Annotated in this window: 18 protein-coding genes and 2 pseudogenes; 7 read left to right on the top strand and 13 right to left on the bottom strand. The window is 62.6% G+C overall.

Annotated elements, in window-relative coordinates; translation table 11 throughout:
* Positions 1–7 precede the first annotated feature (7 nt).
* From PSH84_RS01775 to PSH84_RS01765, 3 genes and pseudogenes are all read right to left on the bottom strand, one after another.
* Positions 8–208, bottom strand: coding sequence for a DUF1656 domain-containing protein (locus PSH84_RS01775; RefSeq protein ID WP_003205331.1), 201 nt, complete (start codon positions 206–208; stop codon positions 8–10).
* Positions 198–2,402, bottom strand: a complete 2,205-nt coding sequence (locus PSH84_RS01770; RefSeq protein WP_305482204.1) for an FUSC family protein — start codon at positions 2,400–2,402, stop codon at positions 198–200. Before PSH84_RS01770 ends, PSH84_RS01775 begins: the two co-directional genes overlap by 11 nt.
* Before the next feature lie 158 nt (positions 2,403–2,560).
* Positions 2,561–4,013, bottom strand: a pseudogene (locus PSH84_RS01765) (efflux transporter outer membrane subunit); the annotation flags it as partial.
* Between the two features lie 324 nt (positions 4,014–4,337).
* Here PSH84_RS01765 and PSH84_RS01760 point away from each other — a divergent pair.
* Positions 4,338–5,306: a LysR family transcriptional regulator gene (locus PSH84_RS01760; protein ID WP_060740766.1), complete on the top strand. Its 969-nt coding sequence runs from the start codon at positions 4,338–4,340 to the stop codon at positions 5,304–5,306.
* Between the two features lie 27 nt (positions 5,307–5,333).
* On the opposite strand, the gene PSH84_RS01755 is transcribed toward PSH84_RS01760, so the two are convergent.
* Complete coding sequence (locus tag PSH84_RS01755) at positions 5,334–5,591, bottom strand: hypothetical protein (RefSeq protein ID WP_122566549.1); 258 nt, start codon at positions 5,589–5,591, stop codon at positions 5,334–5,336.
* A 341-nt stretch (positions 5,592–5,932) separates the two neighbouring features.
* On the opposite strand from PSH84_RS01755, the gene PSH84_RS01750 reads away from it, so the two are divergent.
* The 6 genes from PSH84_RS01750 to PSH84_RS01725 all read left to right on the top strand — a co-directional run bounded on the left by PSH84_RS01750 (position 5,933) and on the right by PSH84_RS01725 (position 15,500).
* Positions 5,933–7,090, top strand: coding sequence for an efflux RND transporter periplasmic adaptor subunit (locus PSH84_RS01750; protein WP_122566550.1), 1,158 nt, complete (start codon positions 5,933–5,935; stop codon positions 7,088–7,090).
* Positions 7,087–10,203, top strand: a complete 3,117-nt coding sequence (locus PSH84_RS01745) for a multidrug efflux RND transporter permease subunit (RefSeq protein WP_305482203.1) — start codon at positions 7,087–7,089, stop codon at positions 10,201–10,203. Before PSH84_RS01750 ends, PSH84_RS01745 begins: the two co-directional genes overlap by 4 nt.
* A gap of 9 nt (positions 10,204–10,212) precedes the next feature.
* Complete coding sequence (locus PSH84_RS01740; protein WP_305482201.1) at positions 10,213–10,896, top strand: heavy metal response regulator transcription factor; 684 nt, start codon at positions 10,213–10,215, stop codon at positions 10,894–10,896.
* The gene (locus PSH84_RS01735; RefSeq protein WP_305483152.1) at positions 10,883–12,250 is read left to right on the top strand and encodes a heavy metal sensor histidine kinase; all 1,368 of its coding nucleotides are present in this window, start codon (positions 10,883–10,885) and stop codon (positions 12,248–12,250) included. The genes PSH84_RS01740 and PSH84_RS01735 overlap by 14 nt, the downstream gene beginning before the upstream one ends.
* 260 nt (positions 12,251–12,510) lie before the next feature.
* A complete protein-coding gene (locus PSH84_RS01730; protein ID WP_122566553.1) occupies positions 12,511–14,007 on the top strand; it encodes a sensor domain-containing diguanylate cyclase in 1,497 nt (498 codons plus the stop codon).
* Positions 14,008–14,198: 191 nt separating this feature from the next.
* Positions 14,199–15,500, top strand: coding sequence for an IS4 family transposase (locus tag PSH84_RS01725; protein WP_305483151.1), 1,302 nt, complete (start codon positions 14,199–14,201; stop codon positions 15,498–15,500).
* A gap of 761 nt (positions 15,501–16,261) precedes the next feature.
* Here the strand turns inward: PSH84_RS01725 and lpxC are convergent.
* The 9 genes and pseudogenes from lpxC to murD all read right to left on the bottom strand — a co-directional run bounded on the left by lpxC (position 16,262) and on the right by murD (position 26,759).
* Positions 16,262–17,173 carry a UDP-3-O-acyl-N-acetylglucosamine deacetylase gene (gene lpxC / locus PSH84_RS01720; RefSeq protein ID WP_003178240.1) on the bottom strand — a complete coding sequence of 304 codons (912 nt, stop codon included), beginning with the start codon at positions 17,171–17,173 and terminating at the stop codon, positions 16,262–16,264.
* Positions 17,174–17,285: 112 nt separating this feature from the next.
* Positions 17,286–18,480: pseudogene (gene ftsZ / locus PSH84_RS01715) on the bottom strand (cell division protein FtsZ).
* Between the two features lie 98 nt (positions 18,481–18,578).
* The gene (ftsA, locus tag PSH84_RS01710) at positions 18,579–19,838 is read right to left on the bottom strand and encodes a cell division protein FtsA (RefSeq protein ID WP_003205342.1); all 1,260 of its coding nucleotides are present in this window, start codon (positions 19,836–19,838) and stop codon (positions 18,579–18,581) included.
* Between the two features lie 15 nt (positions 19,839–19,853).
* Positions 19,854–20,720, bottom strand: a complete 867-nt coding sequence (locus PSH84_RS01705; protein ID WP_030139675.1) for a cell division protein FtsQ/DivIB — start codon at positions 20,718–20,720, stop codon at positions 19,854–19,856.
* 3 nt (positions 20,721–20,723) lie between these two features.
* Positions 20,724–21,689 (bottom strand): D-alanine--D-alanine ligase, encoded by a 966-nt coding sequence (locus PSH84_RS01700; RefSeq protein WP_122567003.1) that lies wholly within the window; start codon positions 21,687–21,689, stop codon positions 20,724–20,726.
* The gene (murC, locus tag PSH84_RS01695; RefSeq protein WP_122567004.1) at positions 21,686–23,146 is read right to left on the bottom strand and encodes a UDP-N-acetylmuramate--L-alanine ligase; all 1,461 of its coding nucleotides are present in this window, start codon (positions 23,144–23,146) and stop codon (positions 21,686–21,688) included. Before murC ends, PSH84_RS01700 begins: the two co-directional genes overlap by 4 nt.
* A complete protein-coding gene (gene murG / locus PSH84_RS01690) occupies positions 23,139–24,209 on the bottom strand; it encodes an undecaprenyldiphospho-muramoylpentapeptide beta-N-acetylglucosaminyltransferase (protein WP_305482199.1) in 1,071 nt (356 codons plus the stop codon). Before murG ends, murC begins: the two co-directional genes overlap by 8 nt.
* Complete coding sequence (gene ftsW, locus PSH84_RS01685) at positions 24,199–25,416, bottom strand: putative lipid II flippase FtsW (protein WP_122567006.1); 1,218 nt, start codon at positions 25,414–25,416, stop codon at positions 24,199–24,201. The genes murG and ftsW overlap by 11 nt, the downstream gene beginning before the upstream one ends.
* Complete coding sequence (murD, locus tag PSH84_RS01680; protein ID WP_305482198.1) at positions 25,413–26,759, bottom strand: UDP-N-acetylmuramoyl-L-alanine--D-glutamate ligase; 1,347 nt, start codon at positions 26,757–26,759, stop codon at positions 25,413–25,415. The genes ftsW and murD overlap by 4 nt, the downstream gene beginning before the upstream one ends.

The following is a 26,759-nucleotide window of genomic DNA, read 5'->3' as shown; positions in this document are numbered from 1 at the left end:
ATCGATCTCAACGGTAGACCGTCAGCGCCAGCGCGCCGAACAGACAGGTAAACAGACTCAGGCGCAACAACGCCGGGTGCCAGAAGAAGCGGTACAGGTCCAACCCCGACAGGAAGCGGTCCAAGGCCCAGGCCAGGCCGGCGGCGATGAAAAACATCAGGGTCATGGTGGGCATGTACACGCCATGGAAGGCGATCTCACGGGGCATGTTCAGGTTCCTGGGAAAGCGGTGTGGCATGGGGCATGGCATAGCCGGCCAAGGGCGATTGCGGGTCCAGTAGCGAGGTGCGGATGAAATGCAGGTAGCTTTTCACCCGACGCAGGGCCGAGGTGTCGAAATGCGGGGCGAAGGGTTCGTCGGTGGCCTGCACGCGACCGATGGCGTGGTCCACCGCCACCAGCGCACGCTCAAGATTGCTCGGGCTCGGTTGGCGGAACAGCCGCACCAGCGCCCGCCCCATCACCCGAATCGCCTGGCGCCATGACTGGCTTTCGGCATACGCAGGATGCACCGGCAAGATTGCCTGTTCCTTGCGCAATTCGATAATCGCGTGACCGACTTCCAGCACCACGAACATCCAGCGCAGCAAGTCCCGTTGCACCCGCGGCTGCCCCGCCGCCAACCCGTAGGCCTGATGCAGCAAGTCGCGGGTACGGCTTTCGAAACCCGAGGCCAAGCCCTTGAGCTTGCCACTGATGGCGAACACCACTTGCTCGCGCAGGTCCTGTTCCAGCCGGCGCCACAACCAGCGGCTGTTGGGCGGCAAGATGATCGCCCCGGCCGCAGCGCACACCAGCATGCCGAGGATCATCGCGATGTAGTCGTTGATGAAGGCGTAGGGGTTGTAGAGCGTCAGGTTGTCCGGCACCGAGCCGGTGCAGAAAAAGATCAGCAGCCCCAGCCCAACCCCGGCGTATTGGGGTCGCGAGCTGAGGAATGAACCCAGCATGATCACCGGCGCGAGCATCACACACAGCAGCGCGAAACCGTCGATCAACGGGAAAATGAAGAACATCTCGACGAAGCCGATCAACGCCCCGAACAACGTGCCGCAGGCCATCTGGAAGGCCATGCGCTTAGGGTTCGGCGTCGCGGCCGACAAGCCCACGGTGGCGGCGGCGATCATCGTCATGGTCGCGCCGCTCGGCCAGGCCGTGGCGACCCAGTAGCTGCCCAGCACCAACAGGATGAAGGCGGCGCGAACCCCCGATGCCGTGGCGGCCAGCCAGTTGGTCTGTGGTACGAACGGTTCATCCCAGCGCTCGCGTTCGTGGCGATGCTCGGCCAGGGAAGCGTGGGTCTGGGCGTAGCCGTGCAGGTCTTCGACGAAGCGATAAAGCAACTCGTAGGCGGTATGGAAATCCAACTGCTGTCCGTCAGTGGGCGCCGTTTCCTGGAACGACACCCGCAGCCGGCGCACCTGGGCTGGCAAGTCGGCTTTGTACTCGGCCAGCACCGCCGCCAGACGGGCCGCATCGGCGTCGGTCAGGGCGCGGCCACTGAACCCGTCGAGCAGTTCGGCCAGGGTTTGCAAACCAGGCTTGATGGCGCTGACCACATGATCCGCCGCGCTGCCGCGCAAGCGCTCGAGCAACTGGTGCAAGGCGTTGAAACGGGTGGTGATGCCCATGAACTCGCTGTTCAAGCGACTGAGCCGGCCGTTGCGCCGACGCATGTGCGGGTCTTCGAACACGGTCACGCTGCGCAGGCTTTCCAGACCCACCGCCTCGGCAATGAAACCCACGTTGCGCGCTTCGAAGGCCTCCCGCTGGCTGCGCCCACGCAGGCCATCGGTGACGAACAGGGCAAATACCCCAAAGCGCTGGTACAAGGCGTTTCGCATGGCGGCACTGGCGGTTTGCGGCAGGATCGCGGCGCTGATCAGGGTGGCGCAGAGAATCCCCAGGGAAATCTCCAGCACCCGCCAGACCGCCGCCATGAATGCGCCTTCCGGATGGGCCAGGGCCGGCAGGCCGATCATCGCCGCGGTGTAGCCGGCCAGCACGAAACCATAAGCGCGGAAGTTGCGATAACGCGCCGCCCCCGCCGAACAGAGACCAACCCAGATCGCCAGGCAAGCGAGAAACGGCTCGGTGTTCTGGGCAAACAAGGCGATCAACGCCACCATCACCGCCGAGCCGGCCAAGGTGCCGAGCAAACGATAGAAACTCTTGGCGAACACCTGCCCGCTCTGGGGCTGCATGACGATGAACACGGTGATCATGGCCGTGCGCGGCTGTGGCAATTCCAAGCGCATCGCCAGCCACAAGGTCAGGAACGCGGCGAACAGCACCTTGAAGATGTAGACCCAGGTCACCCCGTCGCTGCGGGCCCAGTCGAAGAAACCTCGGCGCCATTCGAGGCGATGGAGCCAGCGTGCGGAGGCGAACAAAGACATCACAATAGAACGACTCAGCATCGTGGCGAGGGAGCTTGCTGTGGGAGCAAGGCTTGCCCGCGACGAGGGCAATGTGGTCTTCCAGAAATCGAGTCGCCCCGGTCGCGAGCAAGCTTTGCTCCCACAGCAAGCTCCCCTCGCCACGGGGCATAACTCACGTCAGGGGTATCGCTCCCAGCCTCCAACCCACCACCCAACGCCGTCACCAGGTCAGCATGGGCACTCAGCCGGGCGGCTTGCACCTGCTGCTGCACCTGTTGCTGCTTGAACAGCAGGCTTTGGGCATTGAGCACGTTGAGGTAGTCGGTGAGCCCACGCTGGAACGCCACCATCGCGATGTCGTAGGTACGCTGGGCGGCGGCCACCGATTCGGCGGCGAAGGCCTGCTGTTTGTCCATGGACTGGCGACGGATCAACTGGTCGGAAATACCCTTGAGGGCATTCACCAGTTGTCTGGTTGTAGTGCGCCACGGCGATGTCATACCCGGCGGCCGCCTCGCCCAACTGCGCACGCAGGCGCCCGCCGTCGAAGATCGGCAACGTGATCGCCGGCCCGACGTTGTAGGTGAGCTTCTTGCCGGTCAGAAACTCCAGCGCCCCGCCACCGGTGGCCATGTAGCCGAGGCTCCCCACCAGATCGACGTTGGGATAAAAACCGGCCCGGGCCACATCGATGCCCCGGGCCTGGGCCGCCACTTGCCAACGCCCGGCCACCACATCCGGACGCTGGCCAAGCAGCTCGGCAGGCAAGGCCGACGGCAACTTCAAGGACGCGCCGAGGGCCAGGGTGGGTCGTTGCAACTGCGCGCCCGCTCCTGGTCCCTTGCCGGCCAGGGCCGCCAACTGATTGCGGCTCAAGGCGATGGCTTCGTCCAGGACGTCGAGTTGGCGATGGGTTTCGGGCAGTGGCGCCTGGGCCTGGCTGACTTCGAAATGAGTGCCGATGCCACCGTCCAGGCGCTTTTGCGCCAGGTCGAGAATCTGCGTTTGTTGGCGCAGGGTCGCGGCGACGATATCGCGCTGGGCGTAGTGCAGCGAAAACTGAATGTAGGCGCGCACGATGTTGTTCTGCAGTTCTAGCTGCGCCTGTCGCGCTTCAGCGACGCTGACGTGGGCCAGGTCAACCGCCCGTTCACTGGCATTGCGCTCACGGCCCCACAGGTCCAGGGCATAACTCAAACCCAGGGAAGCATTGTTGTCCCAAGTCGTGGTGTCGGCCAGCTCGCCCGGCCCGTAGAACTGATCGGAGGGCCAGTTATGGCGCTTGAGTGACGCCTGACCATTGATCTGCAACGACTCGGCGGCCTCGGCGATGCCGGCCATGGCCTTGGCCTGGCGCACCCGGGCAGCGGCCATGGTCAGGCTCGGGCTGTCGTGCACGGCCAGGTCGATCCAGCGATCCAGTTGCCGATCGCCATAGGCTTGCCACCACTGGCGGGTGGGCCAGTGGGCGTCGCGGGCGGCCTCGCGGATGGCCGCATCGGTAGCCAATTGGTTGGCCGGTAATACCTGGCTTTGCGGCCCAATCCCTCCTGTCCCGATGCAACCACTGATGGTTAATGTCAGAACCCAAACACTGAGAGTCTTCAGCTCTCTGCTGATGCAACGCGGCACTTGCGTAAAATTCCTGAGAGGGGGGCATGACGACGAGGATGGCTGCCTGTTAACGCAAACCTGTGGGAGCGAGCTTGCTCGCGATGGCGTCTGGACACTCACCTCAAATGTTGAATGTGACGGCCTCATCGCGAGCAAGCTCGCTCCCACAAGTGTCCGCCAAGGCCCGCTCCTGCTTTGGCGGCAATTCTAGGCATCGCCCCCGACCGCGATAAGCCGACCTTTCTGCGAATCTTTGTTACCGTTAACGCGATAATCCATTAGTCGGGTCCCGCATCTCTGTAACTTCATGTCACAATTTGCCACCTCCCAAGAGAGCCCTCCATGGACACCTTGCAAAACATGCGCGCGTTCAGCTGTGTGGCCGAAGCCGGCAGTTTCACCGCCGCCGCCGTACAACTGGATACCACCACAGCCAATGTCTCGCGTGCGGTTTCCAACCTGGAAGCCCATCTGCAAACCCGCCTGCTCAATCGCACCACCCGCCGTATTGCCCTGACCGAGGCGGGTAAACGCTACTTGCTGCGTTGCGAGCAGATCCTGGCTTACGTCGAAGAAGCGGAAGCCGAGGCCAGCGACGCCCATGCGCGCCCGGCCGGGCAGTTGAAGGTCCACACCATGACCGGCATCGGCCAGCATTTCGTGATCGACGCCATCGCCCGCTACCGCAAGACGCATCCGGATGTAACCTTCGACCTGACCCTGGCCAACCGGGTGCCGGACATCCTGGACGAGGGCTACGACGTCTCCATCGTGCTCGCCAGCGAGCTGCCGGATTCAGGCTTCGTCTCCCAGCGTCTGGGGATCACCTACAGCATCGTCTGTGCGTCGCCCGCCTACGTGAAAGCCAGCGGCTGCCCGCAAAAACCCAGCGACCTGCTCAACCACGCCTGCCTGCGCCTGGTCAGCCCGGTCATCCCGCTGGAAAAATGGGTGTTCGACGGCCCGGAAGGCCAAGAGATGGTCACCATCAACAGCTCACCGTTCCTGGTGAACTCCGCCGATGCGATGAAAACCGCGATCACCAGCGGCATGGGCGTGGGAGTATTGCCGGTGTACGCCGCCATCGAAGGCTTGCGCAACGGCACGCTGGTGCGGGTCATGCCCAACTACCGCTCCCAGGAACTGAACCTCTACGCCATCTATCCATCGCGCCAATACCTGGATGCGAAGATCAAGACCTGGGTCGAATACCTGCGCGGCTCGTTGCCGGAAATCCTCGCGGCGCACCAGGCTGAACTGACGGCTTACGAATTGAGTGGCAGCCTGGCAGGCGCACGGGTCACGAGCTGAAGTCGTCCCCGTGCTTGAAGAATGAATTCAGCGCTTGCCCATGGAACGCCGCGTGCCGGGAGGCGCCGCGCCCGGGGTCTTGGTATGGCCATTCTTCGCGCCATTCTTGTACCACGGCTGTTGCCCGGCGCCCTTGGCCGCAGCCAGTTCACCGGGTTTGAACGGGAATTTGAAAGCAGGGATCGCCGCCTTGACGTCCTCACTGCTGGAAACATCGCTGTCCGTTTGGCCAGACGATTCGCCTTGCGAACGTTCGTCCGCAGGCGATGGTATTGAGGAAGTCATTTGAATTATTCACCTGAGTAGGACAACAACCCGTGGCGAGGGAGCTTGCTCCCGCTGGGCTGCGAAGCAGCCCATCCCTGTGAGCGCTTCGCACTCAAGCGGGAGCAAGCTCCCTCGCCACAATTCAGTATGTCGGGCTCCGTAGGCGAGCCGCGAAAGGCGGCAGTATACCTGCCCGATATCACCGCGCGCTGGCCGTTTCATCCGGCATCTGCATTCATCCGACAGCAAACCGGGACAAAACTGACAAGCCTGTCAGTTAGCCGTCACCTTCCTGACCGGCTCGCAACGCTATATAAGAAAGCTCCAACTCCTGCGTCCCGAACCGGCCCTTCATATCCATGCGCATCCAGAAGAAAACTGTCCTGCTTGTCGTGCTGTTGATCGCCCTGGCGGCCCTCGCCCTCTGGTTTGTGCTCAAGCCCGTCACCGCCAAGCCCGGCGCTCCCGCCGCCGTTCCGGTACGGGCCATCAGCGTGATGCAAAAGGATGTACCGCGCTTCGCCAGCGGCATCGGCACGGTGCTCTCGCTGCACAGCGTGGTGATCCGGCCGCAGATCGACGGCATCCTTACCCGCCTGCTGGTCAAGGAAGGGCAACTGGTGAAGAAGGGTGACCTGTTGGCGACCATCGACGACCGCTCGATCCGCGCCAGCCTCGACCAGGCCCGGGCCCAGCTTGGCGAGAGCCAGGCGCAACTGGCGGTGGCCCAGGTCAATCTCAAGCGCTACAAATTGCTGAGCGTCGATGACGGCGTTTCGAAGCAGACCTACGACCAGCAACAGGCGCTGGTCAACCAGCTCAAGGCGACCGCCCAGGGCAACCAGGCGGCCATCGACTCGGCCCAGGTGCAACTGTCCTACACCCAGATCCGTTCCCCAGTGAGCGGTCGCGTCGGCATTCGCAACGTGGACGAAGGCAACTTCCTGCGTACCAGCGACGCCGAAGGCCTGTTCACGGTGACCCAGATCGATCCGATCGCCGTGGAGTTCTCCCTACCCCAGCAAATGCTACCCACCTTGCAACGGTTGATCGCCGCCCCCGAGCAAGCCTTGGTCAAGGCCTATATCGGCGCCGATGGCGCCCCCGGGGAGCTGCTCGGCGAGGGGCGCCTGAGCCTCATCGACAACCAGATCAACGCCAACACCGGCACCCTGCGGGCCAAGGCCGAATTCAACAACGCCGCGCAACGGTTGTGGCCGGGGCAACTGGTGACGCTGAAGATCCAGACCGCCGTCGACAAGGACGCCCTGGTGGTACCGCCCACCGTGGTCCAGCGCGGCCTGGAGCAACACTTCGTGTACCGGATCAAGGACGACAAGGTCGAGAGCGTGCCGGTGGTGATGGTTTACCAGGACAGCGACCTGCACATCATCAAGGGAGTGAACGCCGGCGATCAGTTGGTGAGCGACGGCCAGTCACGGCTCAAGCCGGGCAGCCATATCCAGGTGCTCAGTGATCCGCCCGCCCTGGCCAAGACCGCGGAGCCCCAGCCATGAAGGGCCGCGGCTCGGTTTCGGCATGGTGCATCGACCACCCCATCGCCACGGTACTGCTGACGTTTGCCCTGGTACTGCTGGGAGTGATCGCGTTTCCCCGCCTGCCCGTCGCGCCGTTGCCGGAGGCGGAATTCCCGACCATCCAGGTCAACGCCCAGTTGCCCGGGGCCAGCCCCGAAACCATGGCGTCGTCGGTGGCGACGCCGCTGGAAGTGCAATTCAGTGCCATTCCCGGCATCACCCAGATGACCTCCAGCAGCGCCCTGGGCTCGACCAACCTGATCCTGCAATTCAGCCTCGATAAAAGCATCGACACCGCCGCCCAGGAAGTGCAGGCGGCGATCAACACCGCCGCCGGCAAACTGCCCAACGACATGCCGAACCTGCCCACCTGGCGCAAGGTCAACCCCGCCGACAGCCCGGTGCTGATCCTCAGCATCAGCTCCAGCCTGATGCCCAGCACCGAACTGAGCGACTACGTCGAAACCCTGCTCTCCCGTCAGATCAGCCAAATCGATGGCGTAGGGCAAATCTACATCACCGGCCAGCAACGTCCGGCAATTCGGGTCCAGGCCTCGGCCGACCGGCTCGCTGCCATCGGCCTGACCCTGGCGGACATTCGCCTGACGCTCCAACAGGCCAGCCTGAACCTGGCCAAGGGCGCCTTGTACGGTGAGTCGAGCATTTCCACCCTGTCCACCAACGACCAGTTGTTCAAACCCGCAGAGTACGGCGAGCTGATCGTGTCCTATAAGGACGGGGCACCGGTTCATCTCAAGGACATCGCCAAGGTGGTCAACGGCTCGGAAAACGCCTACGTCCAGGCCTGGTCCGACAACGAGCCCGGGGTCAACCTGGTGATCTTCCGGCAACCGGGGGCCAATATCGTCGAGACCGTCGACCGCATCCAGGCGGCCCTGCCCACCCTGCAAGCCATGTTGCCCGCCGCGGTGCAGGTCAAGGTGTTGATCGACCGCACCCAGACCATCCGCGCCTCGCTGCACGAAGTGGAAATCACCTTGCTGATCGCGGTGCTGTTGGTGGTGGCGGTGATGGCGCTGTTCCTGCGCCAGCTCTCGGCGACCCTGATCGTCTCGGCGGTGCTGGGGGTGTCGCTGACCGCCAGTTTCGCCCTGATGTACGTGATGGGGTTCAGCCTGAACAACCTGACCCTGGTGGCCATCGTCATCTCGGTGGGGTTCGTGGTGGACGATGCGATTGTGGTGGTGGAGAACATCCACCGGCACCTGGAGGCCGGCGACGGCATGCGCGAGGCGGCGATCAAGGGGGCCGGCGAAATCGGCTTTACCGTCGTTTCCATCAGCTTCTCACTGATCGCCGCGTTCATTCCGCTGCTGTTCATGGGCGGCGTGGTCGGGCGCCTGTTCAAGGAGTTTGCCCTGACCGCCACGTCGACCATCCTGATCTCGGTGGTGGTGTCCCTCACGTTGGCACCGACCCTGGCCGCGCTGTTCATGCGCGCCCCGATGCACCCTGCCCACGGCGCGCCAGGGTTCGGCGAACGCCTGCTGGGTGGGTATGAACGCGGTCTGCGTCGGGCCCTGGCCCATCAAAAGCTGATGATCGGCGTGTTCGGCCTGACCCTGGCACTGGCGGTGGTGGGCTATGTGTTCATTCCCAAGGGCTTCTTCCCGGTACAGGACACCGGCCTGGTGCTGGGCACCAGCGAAGCCGCCGCCGATGTGTCGTTCCCGGACATGGTGGCCAAGCACAAGGCCCTGGCCGACATCGTCGCTGCCGACCCTGCGGTGCAGACCTTCTCCCATTCCGTCGGTGTCTCGGGCAACAACCAGACCATCGCCAACGGCCGCTTCTGGATCGCCCTCAAGCCTCGGGGCGAGCGGGATGTCTCGGCCAGCGGGTTCATCGACCGAATCCGCCCCAAGCTGCTGAAAATCCCTGGCGTGGTGCTGTACCTCAGGGCTGGGCAGGACATCAACCTCAGCTCCGGCCCCAGCCGCGCCCAGTATCAATACGTGCTCAAGAGCAACGACGGGCCGAGCCTCAACGCCTGGACACAAAAACTCACCGACAAGCTGCGCGGCAACCCGGCATTCCGTGACATCTCCAACGACCTGCAACTGGGTGGCAGCATCACCCACATCAACATCGACCGCAGCGCGGCGGCGCGCTTCGGCCTCACCGCCACCGATGTCGACCAGGCCCTGTACGATGCCTTCGGCCAGCGGCAGATCAATGAGTTCCAGACCGAGACCAACCAGTACAACGTGATCCTGGAACTCGACACCGCGCAACGGGGCAAAGCCGAGAGCCTGGCGTATTTTTACCTGCGTTCGCCCCTGAGTGGGGAAATGGTGCCGCTCTCGGCCCTGGCCCGCTTCGATGCGCCCAGCAACGGCCCGCTGTCGATTGCCCACGACGGCATGTTCCCGGCCGCCAACCTGTCGTTCAACCTCGCGCCCGGCGTGGCCCTGGGGGACGCGGTGCGCCTGCTCGACCAGGCGAAGAACGAAATCGGCATGCCGGCCGCCATCACCGGTAATTTCCAGGGCGCGGCCCAGGCCTTCCAAAGCTCGCTGGCGAGCCAGCCGTGGCTGATCCTCGCCGCGCTGGTGGCCGTGTACATCATCCTCGGCGTGCTCTACGAGAGTTTCGTGCATCCCTTGACGATCATCTCCACCCTGCCCTCGGCCGGCCTCGGCGCGCTGATCATGCTCTGGCTGCTGGGCCAGGATTTTTCGATCATGGCGCTGATCGGGCTGGTGCTGCTGATCGGGATCGTCAAGAAGAACGGCATCCTGATGATCGACTTCGCCCTCGATGCCCAGCGCAACAAAGGGCTGGCCCCCCAGGAGGCGATTTTCCAGGCGTGCCTGACACGCTTCCGCCCGATCATGATGACCACCCTGGCGGCCCTGCTCGGTGCCCTGCCGCTGATGCTCGGCTATGGCCCCGGCGCGGAACTGCGCCAGCCCCTGGGCATCGCGGTGGTAGGCGGCCTGTTGGTGAGCCAGGCGCTGACGCTGTTCACCACACCGGTCATATACTTGTGGCTCGAGCGAGTGTTCCATCGGCCCGCCCATCAGCCAGGGTCGGCGCCGACGACGGCGCTGGCGAGCACAGACCACTGAGGCGGGGCCATGCGCGTTCTGATCATCGAAGACGAAGAAAAAACTGCGGACTACCTGCACCGCGGTTTGACCGAACAAGGCTACACCGTGGACGTGGCGCCGGACGGCATCGAGGGGCTGCACCTGGCCCTGGAAACCGACTATGCGGTGATCGTGCTCGACGTGATGCTGCCGGGCCTGGACGGCTTCGGCGTGCTCCGCGCCCTGCGCGCCCGCAAGCAGACCCCGGTGATCATGCTCACCGCCCGGGAACGGGTCGAGGACCGTATCAAGGGTTTGCGCGACGGCGCCGATGACTACCTGGGCAAGCCCTTCTCCTTCCTCGAACTGGTGGCCCGCCTGCAAGCCCTGACCCGCCGCAGCGGCGGCCATGAACCGATGCAGGTGAGCATCGCCGACCTGTGGATCGACCTGATCAGCCGCAAAGCCACCCGCGCCGGCCAGCGCCTGGACCTGACCGCCAAGGAGTTCTCCCTGCTCAGCGTCCTGGCCCGCCGCCAGGGTGAAATCCTCTCGAAAACCGCCATTGCCGAAATGGTCTGGGACATCAACTTCGACAGTGACGCCAACGTGGTGGAAGTGGCGATCAAACGCTTGCGGGCCAAGCTCGACGGGCCATTCGAGCAGAAGTTGCTGCACACCATTCGTGGCATGGGATATGTGCTGGAGAGTCGCAGTGATGACCTTCCCTGACAGCATCGCCTTGCGCCTGAGCGGCATGTTCACACTGGTGGCGGCGCTGGTGTTCCTGTTGATCGGGGGCGCTTTGTACCAACAGGTCGCCAAGGGCCTGGGCCTGTTGCCCGAAGCCGAGCTCGATGCCCGCTACAGTGTCCTGGAGTCCACCGTCGGCCGCTACGGCACGCCTGAACACTGGGTGAAGATCAACAACAAGCTGCGTTTGCTCGGCGAGGAAGACAAGCGCATCCATTTCTGGATCGTCAGCGACGACCCGCGCTTTGAATATGGCAATCCCGATGCACAGATCCGCGCTTTTGCCCAAGGCCCCCTGGGTAAACGCGACCTGACGTTGCCCCATCGGCACTACCCGATGAAAGTGCTGGTGAGCCAGTTCCCGGCCAAGGACCAACGCCCGCCACTACGCTTCATGATCGGCATCGACACCGAGACCTTCTACCAGACCCAGCATCGCCTGTTGGTGGCGCTGGTGAGCCTGGCGATTGTCGGCGTGTTTCTGGCTTCGTTGCTGGGCTACTGGGTCGCGCGCATCGGTCTCAAGCCGCTGATCAAGCTGTCCGATGAAGCCCAACGCCTGGCCCCGCCCCGCCTGTCCGGGCGCTTGCAACTGTCGCCCTTGCCGCCGGAGCTGAGCCAGTTCGTCAGTTCCTTCAACGCCACCCTGGACCGGGTCGAACAGGCTTACTCGCGGCTGGAGTCGTTCAACGCCGACGTCGCCCATGAATTACGCTCGCCCCTGACCAACCTGATCGGCCAGACCCAGGTGGCGCTGACCCGTGGACGCTCGGCCGAACACTACTTCGAGGTGTTGCAATCGAATCTCGAGGAGTTGGAGCGGCTGCGCTCGATCATCAACGACATGCTGTTCCTGGCCAGCGCCGACCAGGGCAGCAAGGCCACCAAGTTGACCAGCACCTCCCTGGCCGGCGAAGTGGCGACCACCCTCGATTACCTGGACTTCATCCTGGAAGATGCCCAGGTCCAGGTCCGAGTCTGCGGCGACGCCCAGGCCAACATCGAGATCGCCCACCTGCGGCGGGCACTGATCAACCTGTTGAGCAATGCCGTACAACACACCGCGCCCGGGCAAGTCATCGACGTGCGCATCGAAACCCTTGGCGAGCAGATCAGCCTCGCCGTCACCAACCCCGGCGAACCGATTGCCGGCGAGCACCTGCCACGCCTGTTCGAACGCTTCTATCGCGTCGATGCCTCGCGAAGCAACAGTGGCGCCAACCACGGACTGGGGCTGGCCATCGTCAAGGCCATTGCACTGATGCATGGTGGCGATGTGTTTGTGCACAGCGACCAGGGCGCCAACACGTTCGGGATCCGCTTGCCCACCTGACGCCCCTCCCCCCTAAGTTTGTACGAGTCATCAGGCCTTTCCTGGCCAATGAATGCTGGGCGAAAGGCAGCTGTAGCAAAATCGGAAGACCGTCCGAACGCGACCCGGGCTTTCATCAATTACCGGGTTATTGCGCAAACACTGATTGCCCGCTCTCATTGATCCAAGCACAATCAGCAAAAGGCCAGCATCTGGTGCATTGCCGGTTTGCAATCCTTGGGGACGGATCCCAGCCACATGACAATGCAGACATCGGAACCATGAGCGCGCGCAGTGCGACACCCGGCAACACCCCGCCTTCGATACGTTCGGAACGGGTACTCGTACTGGCCAGCTCGCTGGTTGTCATTGCCATCCTAAGCATCGTGACGTTCCTGTTGATCCGCGAACATGCCGCCGCACAACAGGCAGCGACACGTGCGGCGACCAATATCGTGCAACTGATTGACGCCGATGTGCTGCGTAACGTGGAGCTCTACGATCTGTCGCTACAAGGTTTGGCCGCCGCCGCTAAACGCGACGACCTGAAAGACGTTTCGCCGGCGATTCGCCATCTGGCGCTGTTCGACCGCGCCACCGCCGTTCCCTATAAAGGCGACATCCTGCTTCTGGACAAACACGGCGATGTGATCGCCGACTCCGCCTCGGTCGAACCGCGCAAAGGCAATTACGCCGACCGGGAATATTTCCAGTCTCATGTCCAGGACCCGAGCCCGGGCATGATGATCAGTCGTCCGTTCCGTTCCAGGAGTGCCACCCACGATTGGCGCATCAGCTTCAGCTATCGACTGAGCGACGAACGGGGCGAGTTCATGGGCGTCGCCGAGGCAGCGATGCGGTTGAACTACTTCAACCAATTATTCAAAAGCCTGAACATCGGACATGGCGGGACGGTTAATCTGGTCAGCAGCAAAGGCATTCTATTGGCCCAAGAGCCGCCCTTGGCTGACGATATGATAGGCAGGGACTTCAGCAACCGCCCGAACTTCGTACGAATCCTGCGCGAAGGCAACGGCAGCTTCACCAGCGTATCTGGCCAAGATCAAAAAACGCGCCTGTACACCTTTTCCCAGGTAGGCGACTTACCGCTGATTGTCGTGGTAGCCCTCTCGACCCGGGAGGTTTTTGCCTCCTGGCAACGCACGGCATTGTTGGTCAGCGGCGCCACCGGTGCGCTGTGCATCGGTTTGCTCTGGCTCACCTGGCTGCTGCGCCGCGAATTGCGCCGCCGCTACAGAGCTGAACGGGAATTGGCCCAACTGGCGTCCGTCGACGCTCTCACAGGCCTGGCCAACCGACGAACACTGGACGAGACATTGCAACAGGAATGGCTACGTGCCCAACGTTCGGGCCAACCGTTGTCTGTGCTGATGATCGATGCCGATCACTTCAAGGCGTTCAACGATCGTCATGGTCATCAACAGGGTGACGAGGCCCTGCGCACCTTGGCGCAATTGATCGGCCAACATGTCCGCCGTCCCGCCGACCTGGCGGCGCGCTATGGCGGTGAAGAGTTCTCGGTGGTGCTGCCGGAGACCACCACCGCTGGCGCCTTCACCATGGCCCAGCATATTCGCGACGCGGTTGAACAACTGCCACCGATGTCGGAGGGGGGAGCGCCCATGACGGTGAGTATTGGCATCGCTACTTGGACTCAGGGACCGTACAGCGAACTCAAACAACTCTTGTTCGCTGCGGACAAGGCGTTGTACCAGGCCAAGGCCAGCGGGCGCAATCGGGTGGTTTGTGCGATGTGATGCCCGTCTTGTTGCTGTAGGGCGCTCTGTGTGTATATCCGTTTCTGCGGTAACGGCCACTTAGGGTTCCGCCCTTACGGCCATCCCTTTCAAGGTCTTAGGTAAAATCCCCTGAAGTTTCTATCAGGGATACCCGAACGATGTGGGCCGATGTTCTGGAGCGTTTCGAGAAAAAAGCACCTGCCAGCGTTATGGCCAAATTGGCGCTGGAGCACGCTATTGCTCCTGAGTGGGTCGATCAGGTTTTCGAAGAACATCGGCAACGGCAGTATTCTCGTGAGCTACTGTTCTCGACCATCATCAAGCTGATGTCCCTTGTTTCATTGGGTTTGAAGCCATCCCTGCACGCCGCGGCGCGGCAACTGGAAGATCTTCCTGTCAGCCTGGCGGCCCTCTACGACAAGATCAGTCGTACCGAGCCAGCTTTGTTGCGCGCCCTGGTCACGGGCTGTGCGCAGCGCCTGGCTCCAACCATCAAGGAGTTGGGTTGCACGACGATGTTGCCGGGTTGGCAGGTTCGGGTGGTGGACGGTAATCACTTGGCATCCACTGAGAAACGACTGGGGGCTTTACGCCACGAGCGCGGCGCCGCTCGGCCCGGGTTTTCGGTGGTTGTCTACGACCCCGACCTGGATCAAGTCATCGACCTGCAGGCATGTGAAGATGCCTACGCAAGCGAGCGTGTTTGCGTGCTGCCTCTCTTGGCGGATGCCGAGCCGGGCCAGGTGTGGCTGGCTGATCGACTCTATTGCACGCTCCCGGTCATGGAGGCTTGCGAACAGGTCAAAACCTCCTTTGTCATTCGTCAACAAGCCAAGCATCCACGCTTGATTCAAGAGGGGCATTGGCAAGAACCCGTGCCTGTGGACGCGGGCACTGTGCGTGAGCAGATCATTCAGGTCAGAGGCGGTTATCAGTGTCGGCGTGTCGAACTGACGCTTCATTCGCCAACAGACTCGGGTGACAGCAGCTTGATGTTCTGGAGCAACCTGCCTGAAAGCGTCAGCGCGCAGCAGATCGCGGAACTCTATCGCCGCCGCTGGAGCATTGAAGGCATGTTCCAGCGACTGGAAACAATCCTGGAGAGTGAAATCGAAACCCTTGGTAGCCCAAAGGCTGCGTTGCTCGGGTTCGCTACTGCGGTGTTGGCCTACAACGTCCTGGCCGTACTCAAACGAAGCGTCGAGCAAGCCCATCAGGCTTCCCAGCCTGACGGCTGGGAAGCCTCAACCTATCACTTGGCGGTTCAGGTCCGGAGTGGTTATGAAGGCCTGCAAATTGCGCTGCCCTCGGAATGTTTTCCCGTCATACCTCTGGAAAAACTGGCCCATCGCTTGTTGGAACTGGCCAGAAACATCCAACCAAAACAAGTTGCGAAAAATCCCCGGGGCCCCAAGGTGCCTAAACCCAAAACATGGGTGCAAGGCACTGCGGTGCATGCACATGTTTCAACGGACCGGGTAATCAAGGCCGCCAAAACGAAAAGACCTTGAAAGGGATGGCCCTTACGGCGGGTCACTTTTGAAGAGCCCGGAAGCCGGCCCAGTCAAAAGTGACTAAAACGCTTCTGCCCCACCACTCGGTGCCTCGCCTAGGCTCGGCATGCCTGAACGAAGGCATTGCTCCGTGGGCCGCCGCGAAGGCGGAGTGTCAGTTTGCGGTGATGTTGGATGTGGCGGCCTTTTCGCGAGCAAGCTCGCTCCCACAGTGGTTTTGTGTTGGACTTAAATTTCGTGGCTGTTGAATATCGAAATGTGGGAGCGAGCTTGCTCGCGATGGCGGTGGTTCAGTCACAGGGATGTTGGGCTTGCCGGCCTCATCGCGAGCAAGCTCGCTCCCACAGGAGAAACGCGGTCCTCATCAAGAATCAGGTCGGCTATAAGGCCGCCTCGCGGTGGACGTTGATCTCGGACGCCCCGTTAACCACGATGGCCGAACGCAGGCATTGTGGAGTGGGCATCCCGGCATGGATGCCGGGATAGCCGCGCTGGGCCATGGATGGCCCTTCGCGGCGGGCCCACGGAGCAATGCCGGAGTGAGGGCATGCCGAGCCTAAGCGAGGCACCGAGTGGTGGGGCAAAAGCGCTTTGGTTACTTTTGACTGGGCCGGCTTCCGGGCTTCTCAAAAGTGACCCGCCGTAAGGGCGGAACCCTAAGCAGCCGTCACCGCAGCAATGGATATACACACCAACCAAGCACCCATAAAAAAAGGCCACCCAAAGGCAGCCCTTAAAAAACTAGAGAGGTTTTTTGCTTACACAGCCGCAACAGGGCGCATGTAAGAGATTGGTGCGGTGCTGGCGTCTTCGAACGTCACGACTTCCCAAGCATCTTTCTGCTCAATCAACTTGCGCAGCAGTTGGTTGTTCAGTGCGTGGCCGGACTTGAAGCCCTTGAACTCACCAATCAGGCTATTGCCCAGCAGGTAGAGGTCGCCGATTGCATCGAGGATCTTGTGCTTGACGAATTCGTCTTCATAACGAAGACCGTCTTCGTTCAATACACCATCGGAATCGACCACGATCGCATTTTCAACACTGCCGCCGAGTGCGAGGTTGTGCTTGCGCAGATACTCGATATCACTCATGAAACCAAAGGTACGGGCGCGGCTGACTTCTTTTACGAACGAAGTGCTGGAAAAATCCACGCTTGCACTCTGGGTGCGGTCACGGAAAACCGGGTGATCGAAATCGATCTCGAAGCTCACCTTGAAACCTTCGAAAGGGACGAAAGTGGCGCGCTTGTCGCCGTCTTCCACTGTCACTTCCCGCAGGATGCGGATGAACTTCTTGGCTGCGTCCTGCTCTTCCAGGCCAGCCGATTGAATCAGGAATACGAAGGGTCCGGCACTGCCATCCATGATCGGGACTTCGGACGCGGAGAGCTCGACGTAGGCGTTATCGATGCCCAGGCCAGCCATGGCCGAGAGCAAATGCTCCACCGTATCCACTTTGGTGTCACCGTTGACCAGTGTGGTCGACATAGTGGTTTCACCAACGTTTTCCGCGCGAGCAGGAATCTGCACCACAGGGTCGAGGTCGGCACGACAAAACACAATGCCGGTATCGATAGGCGCGGGCTTGAGGGTCAGGTAGACCTTCTCGCCGGAGTGCAAGCCGACACCTGTGGCACGGATAATATTCTTCAGGGTGCGTTGTTTAATCATGGCATGGGCCGCTTCAGCGCAAATTGCGAACTGGTATCAACAAAGGCTGGCGATGATAGCAGACCAGACCTTTGCTGAACACCAATCACCCGTATCCCCCTGATACATTTCATCAATCGGCCTGACGACGCAGGAAAGCCGGGATGTCCAGGTAATCCAGATCGTCTTGCGGATTCATCTTCGCGGCAGTCGCAGTACCGGCCCTGGGCCTGGTTGCGCATGACGGTCGGACGGTCCAGGTCACGGTAGTTCACCGCAGGCGCTTCCTGACGCGAAGCCACTTGTTGTTGCGGTTGCGAAGCCATGGAAGTGTGAACGGTGTTGTCGATGACCTTCACGGGCTTCTCGATTTTCGCGCCCAGGCCCGTGGCAACCACGGTCACGTGCAACTCGTCGCGCATGTCTGGATCGATAACGGTACCGACCTTGACCATCGCGTGCTCGGAAGCGAAGGCTTCGATGATGCTACCCACGTCGGAGTACTCACCCAGGGACAGGTCAGGACCGGCGGTGATGTTCACCAGGATGCCGCGTGCACCTTGCAGGTTCACGTCTTCGAGCAACGGGTTGCGGATGGCCGCTTCGGTGGCCTCGCGTGCACGGTTCGGACCGCTGGCGCAGCCAGTGCCCATCATCGCCATGCCCATTTCGCTCATGACAGTCCGTACGTCGGCAAAGTCGACGTTGATCATGCCCGGACGCTTGATGATGTCGGAGATACCGCGAACGGCACCGGCCAGTACATCGTCAGCCTTGGCGAAAGCCGACAGCAGGCTTGCGTCTTTACCCAGGATGGTCAGCAGCTTCTCGTTAGGAATGGTGATCAACGAGTCAACGCTTTCAGACAGCAGACGGATACCTTCGTCGGCGATCTGCATACGCTTGCGGCCTTCGAACGGGAACGGACGAGTCACCACCGCAACGGTGAGGATCCCCATTTCCTTGGCCACTTCGGCAATGATTGGCGCCGCACCGGTACCGGTACCGCCGCCCATGCCCGTGGTGATGAACACCATGTTGGTGCCTTGCAGGACTTCAGCAATGCGCTCACGGTCTTCGAGAGCGGCCTGACGACCGACTTCCGGGTTGGCGCCGGCGCCCAGGCCTTTGGTTACGCCAGTGCCCAATTGCAGGATGGTCCGCGCGCCGATGGATTTCAGCGCCTGGGCATCAGTGTTGGCGCAGATGAATTCAACGCCTTCAATGTTGCTCTTGACCATGTGGTTGACAGCGTTGCCGCCGCCACCGCCGACACCGATTACTTTGATAACCGGGCTAGCGGGGATGTTGTCTACGAGTTCGAACATTTTCCCTCTCCTTTCATTCTCTAGTTTTTTCGCCTACTGCGTTTGCTGCGTCTTCCAGCGCCAAGCCTGAAACCTGCCGCGTGAAGCTTTGAAACTGTTTAGAAGTTGCCTTTGACCCAAGCCTGGAGCCGCTCGAACAGCGGTGCCTTCGGCTCGTCGCTGCTGTAGCTGTCGCGGCTGCCAATCCCCGAAAACGAGATCCCGTCGGACTGTTTCTGCAGGCCGTACATCAACAGGCCTACGCCAGTGGAATAGATCGGGTTGCGGACCACGTCATCCAGGCCCTTGACGCCATGGGGCACGCCCAGGCGCACCGGCATGTGGAAAATCTCTTCGGCCAGCTCGACCGCGCCTTCCATCTTCGACGTACCGCCCGTCAGCACGATGCCGGCCGGGATCAGGTCTTCGTAGCCACTGCGACGCAGCTCGGCCTGGATCAGCGTGAACAGTTCGTCGTAGCGCGGCTCGACCACTTCGGCCAGGGCCTGGCGCGACAGTTCGCGCGGTGGACGGTCGCCGACGCTCGGCACCTTGATGGTTTCACCGGCACCGGCCAGCTTCGCCAGGGCACAGGCGTAACGGATCTTGATTTCCTCGGCGTACTGGGTCGGGGTGCGCAACGCCATGGCGATGTCGTTGGTCACCTGGTCACCGGCAATCGGTATCACCGCCGTGTGGCGGATCGCGCCTTCAGTGAAGATCGCGATGTCGGTGGTACCGCCGCCGATGTCTACCAGGCACACGCCCAGTTCTTTCTCGTCGTCGGTCAGCACCGAGTAGGCCGAGGCCAGTTGCTCGAGGATGATGTCGTCGATTTCCAGACCGCAGCGGCGCACGCACTTCTCGATGTTCTGCGCGGCGTTCACCGCACAGGTCACGACGTGGACCTTGGCTTCCAGGCGCACGCCGGACATGCCCAAGGGCTCACGCACGCCTTCCTGGTTATCGATCACGTAATCCTGTGGCAGGGTGTGCAGCACACGCTGGTCGGCCGGGATCGCCACGGCCTGGGCCGCGTCGAGGACGCGCTCAAGGTCGGCGGAGCTGACTTCGCGATCACGGATCGCCACGATGCCGTGGGAGTTCAAACTGCGGATGTGATTGCCCGCCACGCCGACGAACGCCGAGTGAATCCGGCAACCGGCCATCAGCTGCGCCTCTTCGATGGCGCGCTGGATCGATTGCACGGTGGACTCGATGTTCACCACCACGCCTTTTTTCAAGCCGCGGGACGGGTGTGTACCGATCCCGACGATGACCAGCGTGCCGTCGTCCGCGACTTCGCCTACCAGCGCCACCACCTTGGAAGTGCCGATATCGAGACCGACGATCATTTTCCCGCTTTGCACGTTTGCCATGGGTCCTGCCTCTTCTTAATTCTTCGCGACGGCGGGTACGGCCGTCGTCGGCGCTACAGGTTCCCGCCAGCCAACAGCCAGGCCGTTGGCGTAGCGCAGATCGATGCGCGCAATGTTCGTAATCTGTTCTTTGAGCGTCTTGTCATAGATGGCGATGAAGCGGCGCATCTTTTCCACCAGGTTGCCGCGCCCGAGCAACAGCTCGATGCCCGGCCCCGAGCTGCCCGCGCCAGTGGTCAGGAACCAACTGCCGCGCTCACGCAATTCCAGGCGCGCGATGGAGAAGCCCAACGGCCGCAACATCTGGCTCAACACCTGGTACTGCTGCATCACTTGCTGCTGGGCCCGCTGTGGACCGAACAGTTGTGGCAAATGTTCATAGTTGGCCAGTTCTCGCGGCGTAAACGCCTGGCCCTGGTTGTTCAACAGCGACTCGTCGCCCCAACGGGCCACCGGCAGTTGTTCTTCCAGGCGTATCGACACCTGGTCGGGCCACACCCGCCGGACTTCGGCGTGAGCGATCCAGGGCATCTGCTCCAGCTCCGTGCGCATGCCCGCCAGGTCGATGGTGAAGAAGCTCGACGCGACGAACGGGGCGATCCGTTGCTGCACCGCCTGCTGGCTGATGTAGCTCAGGTCGCCCTGGACGTTGATCCGGGCGATCGGCCGGTCGGCATAAGGCAGTAACCGCTGCGCGCCTTCATAGGTGCCGAACCCCAACGCCACCAGCAGTACCGGCCAGAACAGGCTCTTGAGAAAACCAAAATTGGCTTTCGGCAAGCGCGCCGACATCGGCTCTTTGGCCACCATTCGGCTGGCACCCCGCGGCACCGGCTTGCGACCGGGTGCGGATGGCTGATGACGAAGCGATGCGCCTTGCATGGCTTAACCTCTTGGCTCTTGATGGCCGACACTGGCGGCCAGGATCGACAGCACCAGTTGCTGGAAATCCAGACCGGCGGCACGGGCCGCCATGGGCACCAGGCTGTGATCGGTCATGCCAGGTGCGGTATTGACTTCCAGGAACCAGAACTGCCCATCGGCGTCCTGCATCACGTCTGCCCGGCCCCAACCGGCGATACCCAGCGCCTCACAGGCCTTGGCCGTGAGGTCCATCAGTTCTTTTTCCTTGGCAGCGTCCAGCCCGCAGGGAATGCGGTACTGGGTATCGTTGGCGATGTACTTGGCGTCGTAGTCGTAGAACGTGTGGGGCGTGCCCAGCGCAATCGGGGGCAACACCTGGTCACGCAGGGTGGCGATGGTGAACTCGGGACCGGTGATCCATTGTTCGACCAACACTTGCGAATCGTAGGAACTGGCGTCTTTCCATGCCGCGGTCAACTCAGGCAGCGAAGTCACTTTCGCCATGCCGATACTTGAACCTTCATGGGCCGGTTTGACGATCAAAGGGAAGCCCAGTTCCGTGGCCGCCGAAATACAATCGGCCTCGGACGCCAGCACGGCGTGACGCGGCGTCGGAATGCCAAGGCTGTGCCAGACCTGCTTGGTGCGCAGCTTGTCCATCGCCAGGGCGGATGCCAGGATGCCGCTGCCGGTGTAGGGAATCCCCAGGCATTCGAGCAGGCCTTGCATGCTGCCGTCTTCACCGCCACGGCCGTGGAGGATGATGAACGCGCGGTCGATCTTTTCGCTCAGCAGGCGCTGCAGGAAATCGTCGCCCACGTCGATGCCGAAGGCGTCGACGCCGGCGCTTTGCAAGGCTTGCAGCACGGCATTGCCGGACTTGAGGGACACCTCGCGCTCGGCGCTCTTGCCACCGAACAGCACGGCCACGCGGCCGAAGGCTTTCGGATCGAGGGTCGAAACCAGGTTGGCGTAGGCAGCAGTCATTTCAGTTTCCCCTCGCTGGAGGCCACGATTGCTCCGGCGAATAACGGACTTTTCAATAGTTTCGGGGCCAGGCCACCGATGTCACCGGCACCCTGGCACAGCAGGATGTCGCCGGCGCGCAGCAGCGGCTTGACCAACGGCGCGAGGTCCACGCCGCGTTCGATGTAGATCGGGTCCAACTGGCCGCGTTGACGAATGCTGTGGCACAGCTGGCGGCTGTCGGCCCCCGGGATCGGTTCTTCACCGGCCGGGTAGACTTCCATCAGCAGCAGCACGTTGGCGTCGGCCAGCACTTGGACGAAATCGTCATACAGGTCGCGGGTGCGGCTATAGCGGTGCGGCTGGTAGACCATCACCAGGCGCCGCTCCGGCCAGCCACCGCGCACGGCCTTGATCACCGCCGCGACTTCGGTCGGGTGATGGCCGTAGTCGTCCACCAGCATCACGTTGCCGCCGTCCACCGGCAGTTCGCCGTAGACCTGGAAGCGTCGGCCCACACCCTGGAACCCAGACAGGCCCTGGACGATGGCTTCATCGCTGACACCTTCGTCGGTGGCGATGCAGATGGTGGCCAAGGCATTGAGCACGTTGTGGTTGCCGGGCATGTTCACCGACACGTCCAACGGCTCGCGATCAGGGCGCAACACAGTGAAGAACGTCTGCATGCCCTGCTGGCGCACGTTGATGGCGCGCACGTCGGCGTCTTCGCCAAAGCCGTAGGTCACGGTCGGACGCTTGATCAGCGGCAGGATTTCACGCACCACCGGGTCGTCCAGGCACACCACCGCCAGACCGTAGAACGGCAGGTTGTGCAGGAACTCGACGAAGGTTTTCTTCAGTTTGTTGAAGTCACCGTCGTAGGTCGCCATGTGGTCGGCGTCGATGTTGGTCACCACGGCCACCAGCGGTTGCAGGTGCAGGAAGCTCGCATCGCTCTCGTCGGCTTCGGCGATCAGGTAGCGGCTGGTGCCGAGCTGGGCATTGGTGCCCGCGGCATTCAGACGACCGCCGATCACGAAGGTCGGGTCCAGGCCACCGGCAGCGAACACCGAAGCGATCAGGCTGGTGGTGGTGGTCTTGCCGTGGGTACCGGCAACGGCGATGCCGTGGCGATAGCGCATCAGCTCGGCGAGCATCTCGGCCCGTGGCACCACGGGAATACGGCGCTCCAGGGCGGTGGCGACTTCCGGGTTGGAGGTGTTAACGGCGCTGGAAACCACCAGCACGTCGGCATCGGCGGCGTTTTCGGCACGGTGGCCGATAAAGATCTGCGCACCGAAGGACTCCAGGCGCTCGGTGACCGGGGAAGCCTTCAGGTCGGAACCCGAGACCTGGTAACCCAGGTTCAGCAACACCTCGGCGATCCCGCACATGCCCACGCCGCCGATACCGACGAAGTGGATGCGGCGGATACGGCGCATTTCCGGTTGCGGCATGGCTTTGCGATTCTCAACCATGGGCCACCTCCAGGCAGGTATCGACCACTTGGGCCGTGGCATCGGGTTTGGCCAGGCGGCGGGCGGCGCGGGCCATGTCTTCAAGTCGTTGCGGCTGCATCAAAACCTCTGTCAGGCGGGCGGCAAGATCCGCGGCGCCAGTCGTTCTTTGCGGCATCAGGAAGGCAGCGCCTTCACGGGCCAAATAATCGGCGTTACGGGTCTGGTGATCGTCGATGGCGTGGGGCAAAGGCACCAGCATCGAGGGCAGACCGGCGGCAGCCAGTTCACTGATGGTCAGCGCGCCTGCGCGGCAGACCACCAGGTCGGCCCAGCCATAGGCTTGGGCCATGTCTTTGATGAAAGGCTGCACTTGCGCCTCGACGCCGGCGGCGCGGTAGCGCTCGGCGGTCACTTCATCGTGGTGCTTGCCGGCCTGGTGAAACACTTCCGGGCGCAGTTCGGGGGCGACCTGCGACAGGGCTTCGGGCAGCAATTTATTCAACGGTTCTGCCCCCAGGCTTCCGCCCAGGACCAGCAAACGCGCTTTGCGTCCGGCCAGGGCCGGGCGCGGTGTTTCGAGGAACAGCTCGGTACGCACCGGGTTACCGGTGGTGCGGCGGCTGCCCGACAGGGTAAAGGTGTCGGGAAAAGCTTCACAGACCCGGGCGGCCAACGGCACCAGTAACCGATTGGCGGTACCGGCCACGGCGTTTTGTTCGTGAACGATCACCGGCACACCGGCCAATTTCGCCGCAACACCGCCAGGACCGGTCACATAACCACCGAAACCGACCACGCACACCGGGCGCAACCGACGGATGATCGCCCGCGCCTGCCAGATCGACTTGAGCAGCATCAGCGGCGCCTTGAGCAACGACAACTTGCCCTTGCCACGCAGGCCACTGGCGTCGATCCGGTGCAGCTCAAGGCCCGCACCCGGTACCAATTCGTTCTCGATACCCCGTGGCGTACCCAGCCAATGCACGGTGTAGCCGCGCGCCTGGAACTCCCGGGCACAAGCCAGCGCCGGGAACACGTGCCCGCCGGTACCGCCGGCCATGATCAGCACATTAGCGCCCATGAGTCGGCTCCTCGGCGAAGTCGCTCTCCTGGAATTCCATCTCTTCGCTGCCCAGGTGGGTTCGACTCTCCCATTCGATGCGCAGCAACAGGCCGAGACAGGCGCAGCAGATCACCAGGGAACTGCCGCCATAACTGAGGAACGGCAACGTCAGGCCCTTGGTCGGCAACAGGCCGACGTTCACACCGATGTTGATCAGGAACTGGCCGATCCACAGGAACGACAAGCCATACGCCACGTAGGCGGCGAAAAACTGCTTGGCCTTCTCGGCCCACAAGCCGATGTACATGCCGCGCACACAGACGAACACGAACAGGGCAACGGTACACAGGGAACCCACCACGCCCAGCTCTTCGGCCAAGACCGAGAACACGAAGTCGGTATGGGCTTCCGGCAGGTAGAACTGTTTCTGCACGCTGTTGCCCAGGCCGACGCCCAGCCATTCGCCGCGACCGAAGGCGATCAGGGCCTGGGTCAACTGATAGCCGGAACCGAACTGGTCGGCCCACGGGTCGGTAAAGGTGATCAGGCGCGCCATCCGATACGGTTGCGCCTGTACCAGCACCGTCACCGCGCCGACCGCCAGCGCCACCATCAGGGTGAACCGGAACAGCCCGACGCCGCCCAGGAACAGCATCGCCGCCGCCGCGCCCATCATCACCACCGTGGCGCCGAAGTCCGGCTCCATCAGCAGCAGGCCCGCCATCGGCAGCAACACGATGAACGGCTTGAAGAAACCCATCCAGCTCTCACGCACTTCCTTCTGGCGACGCACCAGGTAACCGGCGAGGTAGATCACCACGAAGACCTTGGCGATCTCCGAAGGCTGGACGTTGAAGAAACTGAAGCCGATCCAGCGCATGGAACCGTTGACCTCGCGGCCGATTCCCGGCACCAGCACCATCACCAACAGGCCAAAGGCACCGAGCAGCATCAGCCAGCCCAGGCGTTGCCAGGTGGCGATCGGCACCATCATGGTGACGATGCACGCGCCCAGGCCGATCACCAGGTAAATGAGGTGGCGGATCATGTGGTAAAGCGTGTTGCCCGACTGCACGGCGGCCACTTCCGACGACGCGGAGGTAATCATCACCAGGCCCAGGCCCAGCAAGGCCAGGCAACCGGCGAGCATCGGGAAATCCAGGTCGATGCCGCGGCCGGTGATCAGCGGCGACGGGTACGGCTTGATGATGTTCATCAGGCTCATGCCAAGTCCTCCGCGGCCCGGGCGAACAACTGCCCGCGCTCTTCATAGTTCTTGAACATGTCGAAACTGGCGCAGGCCGGTGACAACAGCACCGCGTCGCCCGGGTGCGCGAGGGCGCGGCACTGCTGCACCGCTTCGTCCAGCGAACTGACGCGAACCAGCGGCACGGCGTCGCCGAGGGCCTGGGCGATCAATTCGCGGTCGCGGCCCATCAGCACCACGGCACGGCAGTTGGCCGCCACCGGGTCGCGCAGGTCCTTGAAGTCAGCGCCCTTGCCGTCGCCGCCGGCGATCAGCACGAGCTTGCCTTCGATGTCCGCACCCAGCCCTTCGATGGCCGCCAGCGCAGCACCGACGTTGGTGGCTTTGGAGTCGTTGTACCAAGCCACGCCATCGAGGTCGCGCACCCACTGGCAGCGGTGCTCAAGGCCGGCGAAGGTGCGCAGGGCCGCAAGCATGGCGTCGAACGGAAGGCCAACCGCGTGCCCCAGGGCCAACGCGGCCAGGGCATTGGCCTGGTTGTGGGCGCCACGAATCTTCAGCTCGCGCACCGGCATCAGGTTCTGGAATTCGAAGGCCAGGTATTTCTCGCCATTCTCTTCGCGCAAGCCGAAGCCTTTGAAATCAGGAACGCCCAGGCCGAAGGACCAGCACGGCATGCCCTCGCCCAGCAGCGGACGGGTCAACGCATCCTGGCGGTTGAACACCACTTGCCGCGCGCCACGGAAGATCCGGTGCTTGGCCAGGTGATACGCCGGCAGGCCGCTGTAGCGGTCCATGTGGTCTTCGCTGATGTTGAGCACGGTGGCCACTTCGGCGCCCAGGTGGTCGGTGGTTTCCAGCTGGAAGCTCGACAGTTCCATCACGTACAGCTCGACGTCGTCGCTGAGCAGGTCCAGCGCCGGGGTGCCGAGGTTGCCCCCCACGGCGACGCGCTTGCCGGCCGCCGCGGCCATCTCGCCCACCAGAGTGGTGACGGTGCTCTTGGCGTTGGAGCCGCTGATGGCAATGATCGGCGCCTTGGCGTTACGCGCGAACAGCTCGATGTCACCGGACAGTTTCACGCCACGGGCCGCGGCAGCCTGCAGGGCCGGAGTCGCCAGGGCCAGGCCGGGGCTCACGTAGAGCTCATCGGCGCGGCACAGGAACTCGACGTCCAGCTCGCCACAACGCACGTCCACCTGGGGATAGTCACGGCGCAGCGTGGCCAGCTCAGGCGGATTTTCCCGCGTATCGGCCACGGCAAACGACACGCCCCGGTTCGCCAGGAAGCGAACCAGGGACATGCCGCTCTTGCCGAGGCCGACAACGATGCGGAAGTGGTCAGAAGCGATCAGGGACAC

It is taken from the genome of Pseudomonas beijingensis, assembly GCF_030687295.1.
GTDB classification, from domain to species: Bacteria; Pseudomonadota; Gammaproteobacteria; order Pseudomonadales; family Pseudomonadaceae; genus Aquipseudomonas; species Aquipseudomonas beijingensis.
This window is presented reverse-complemented; position numbering and strand designations above follow the sequence as displayed.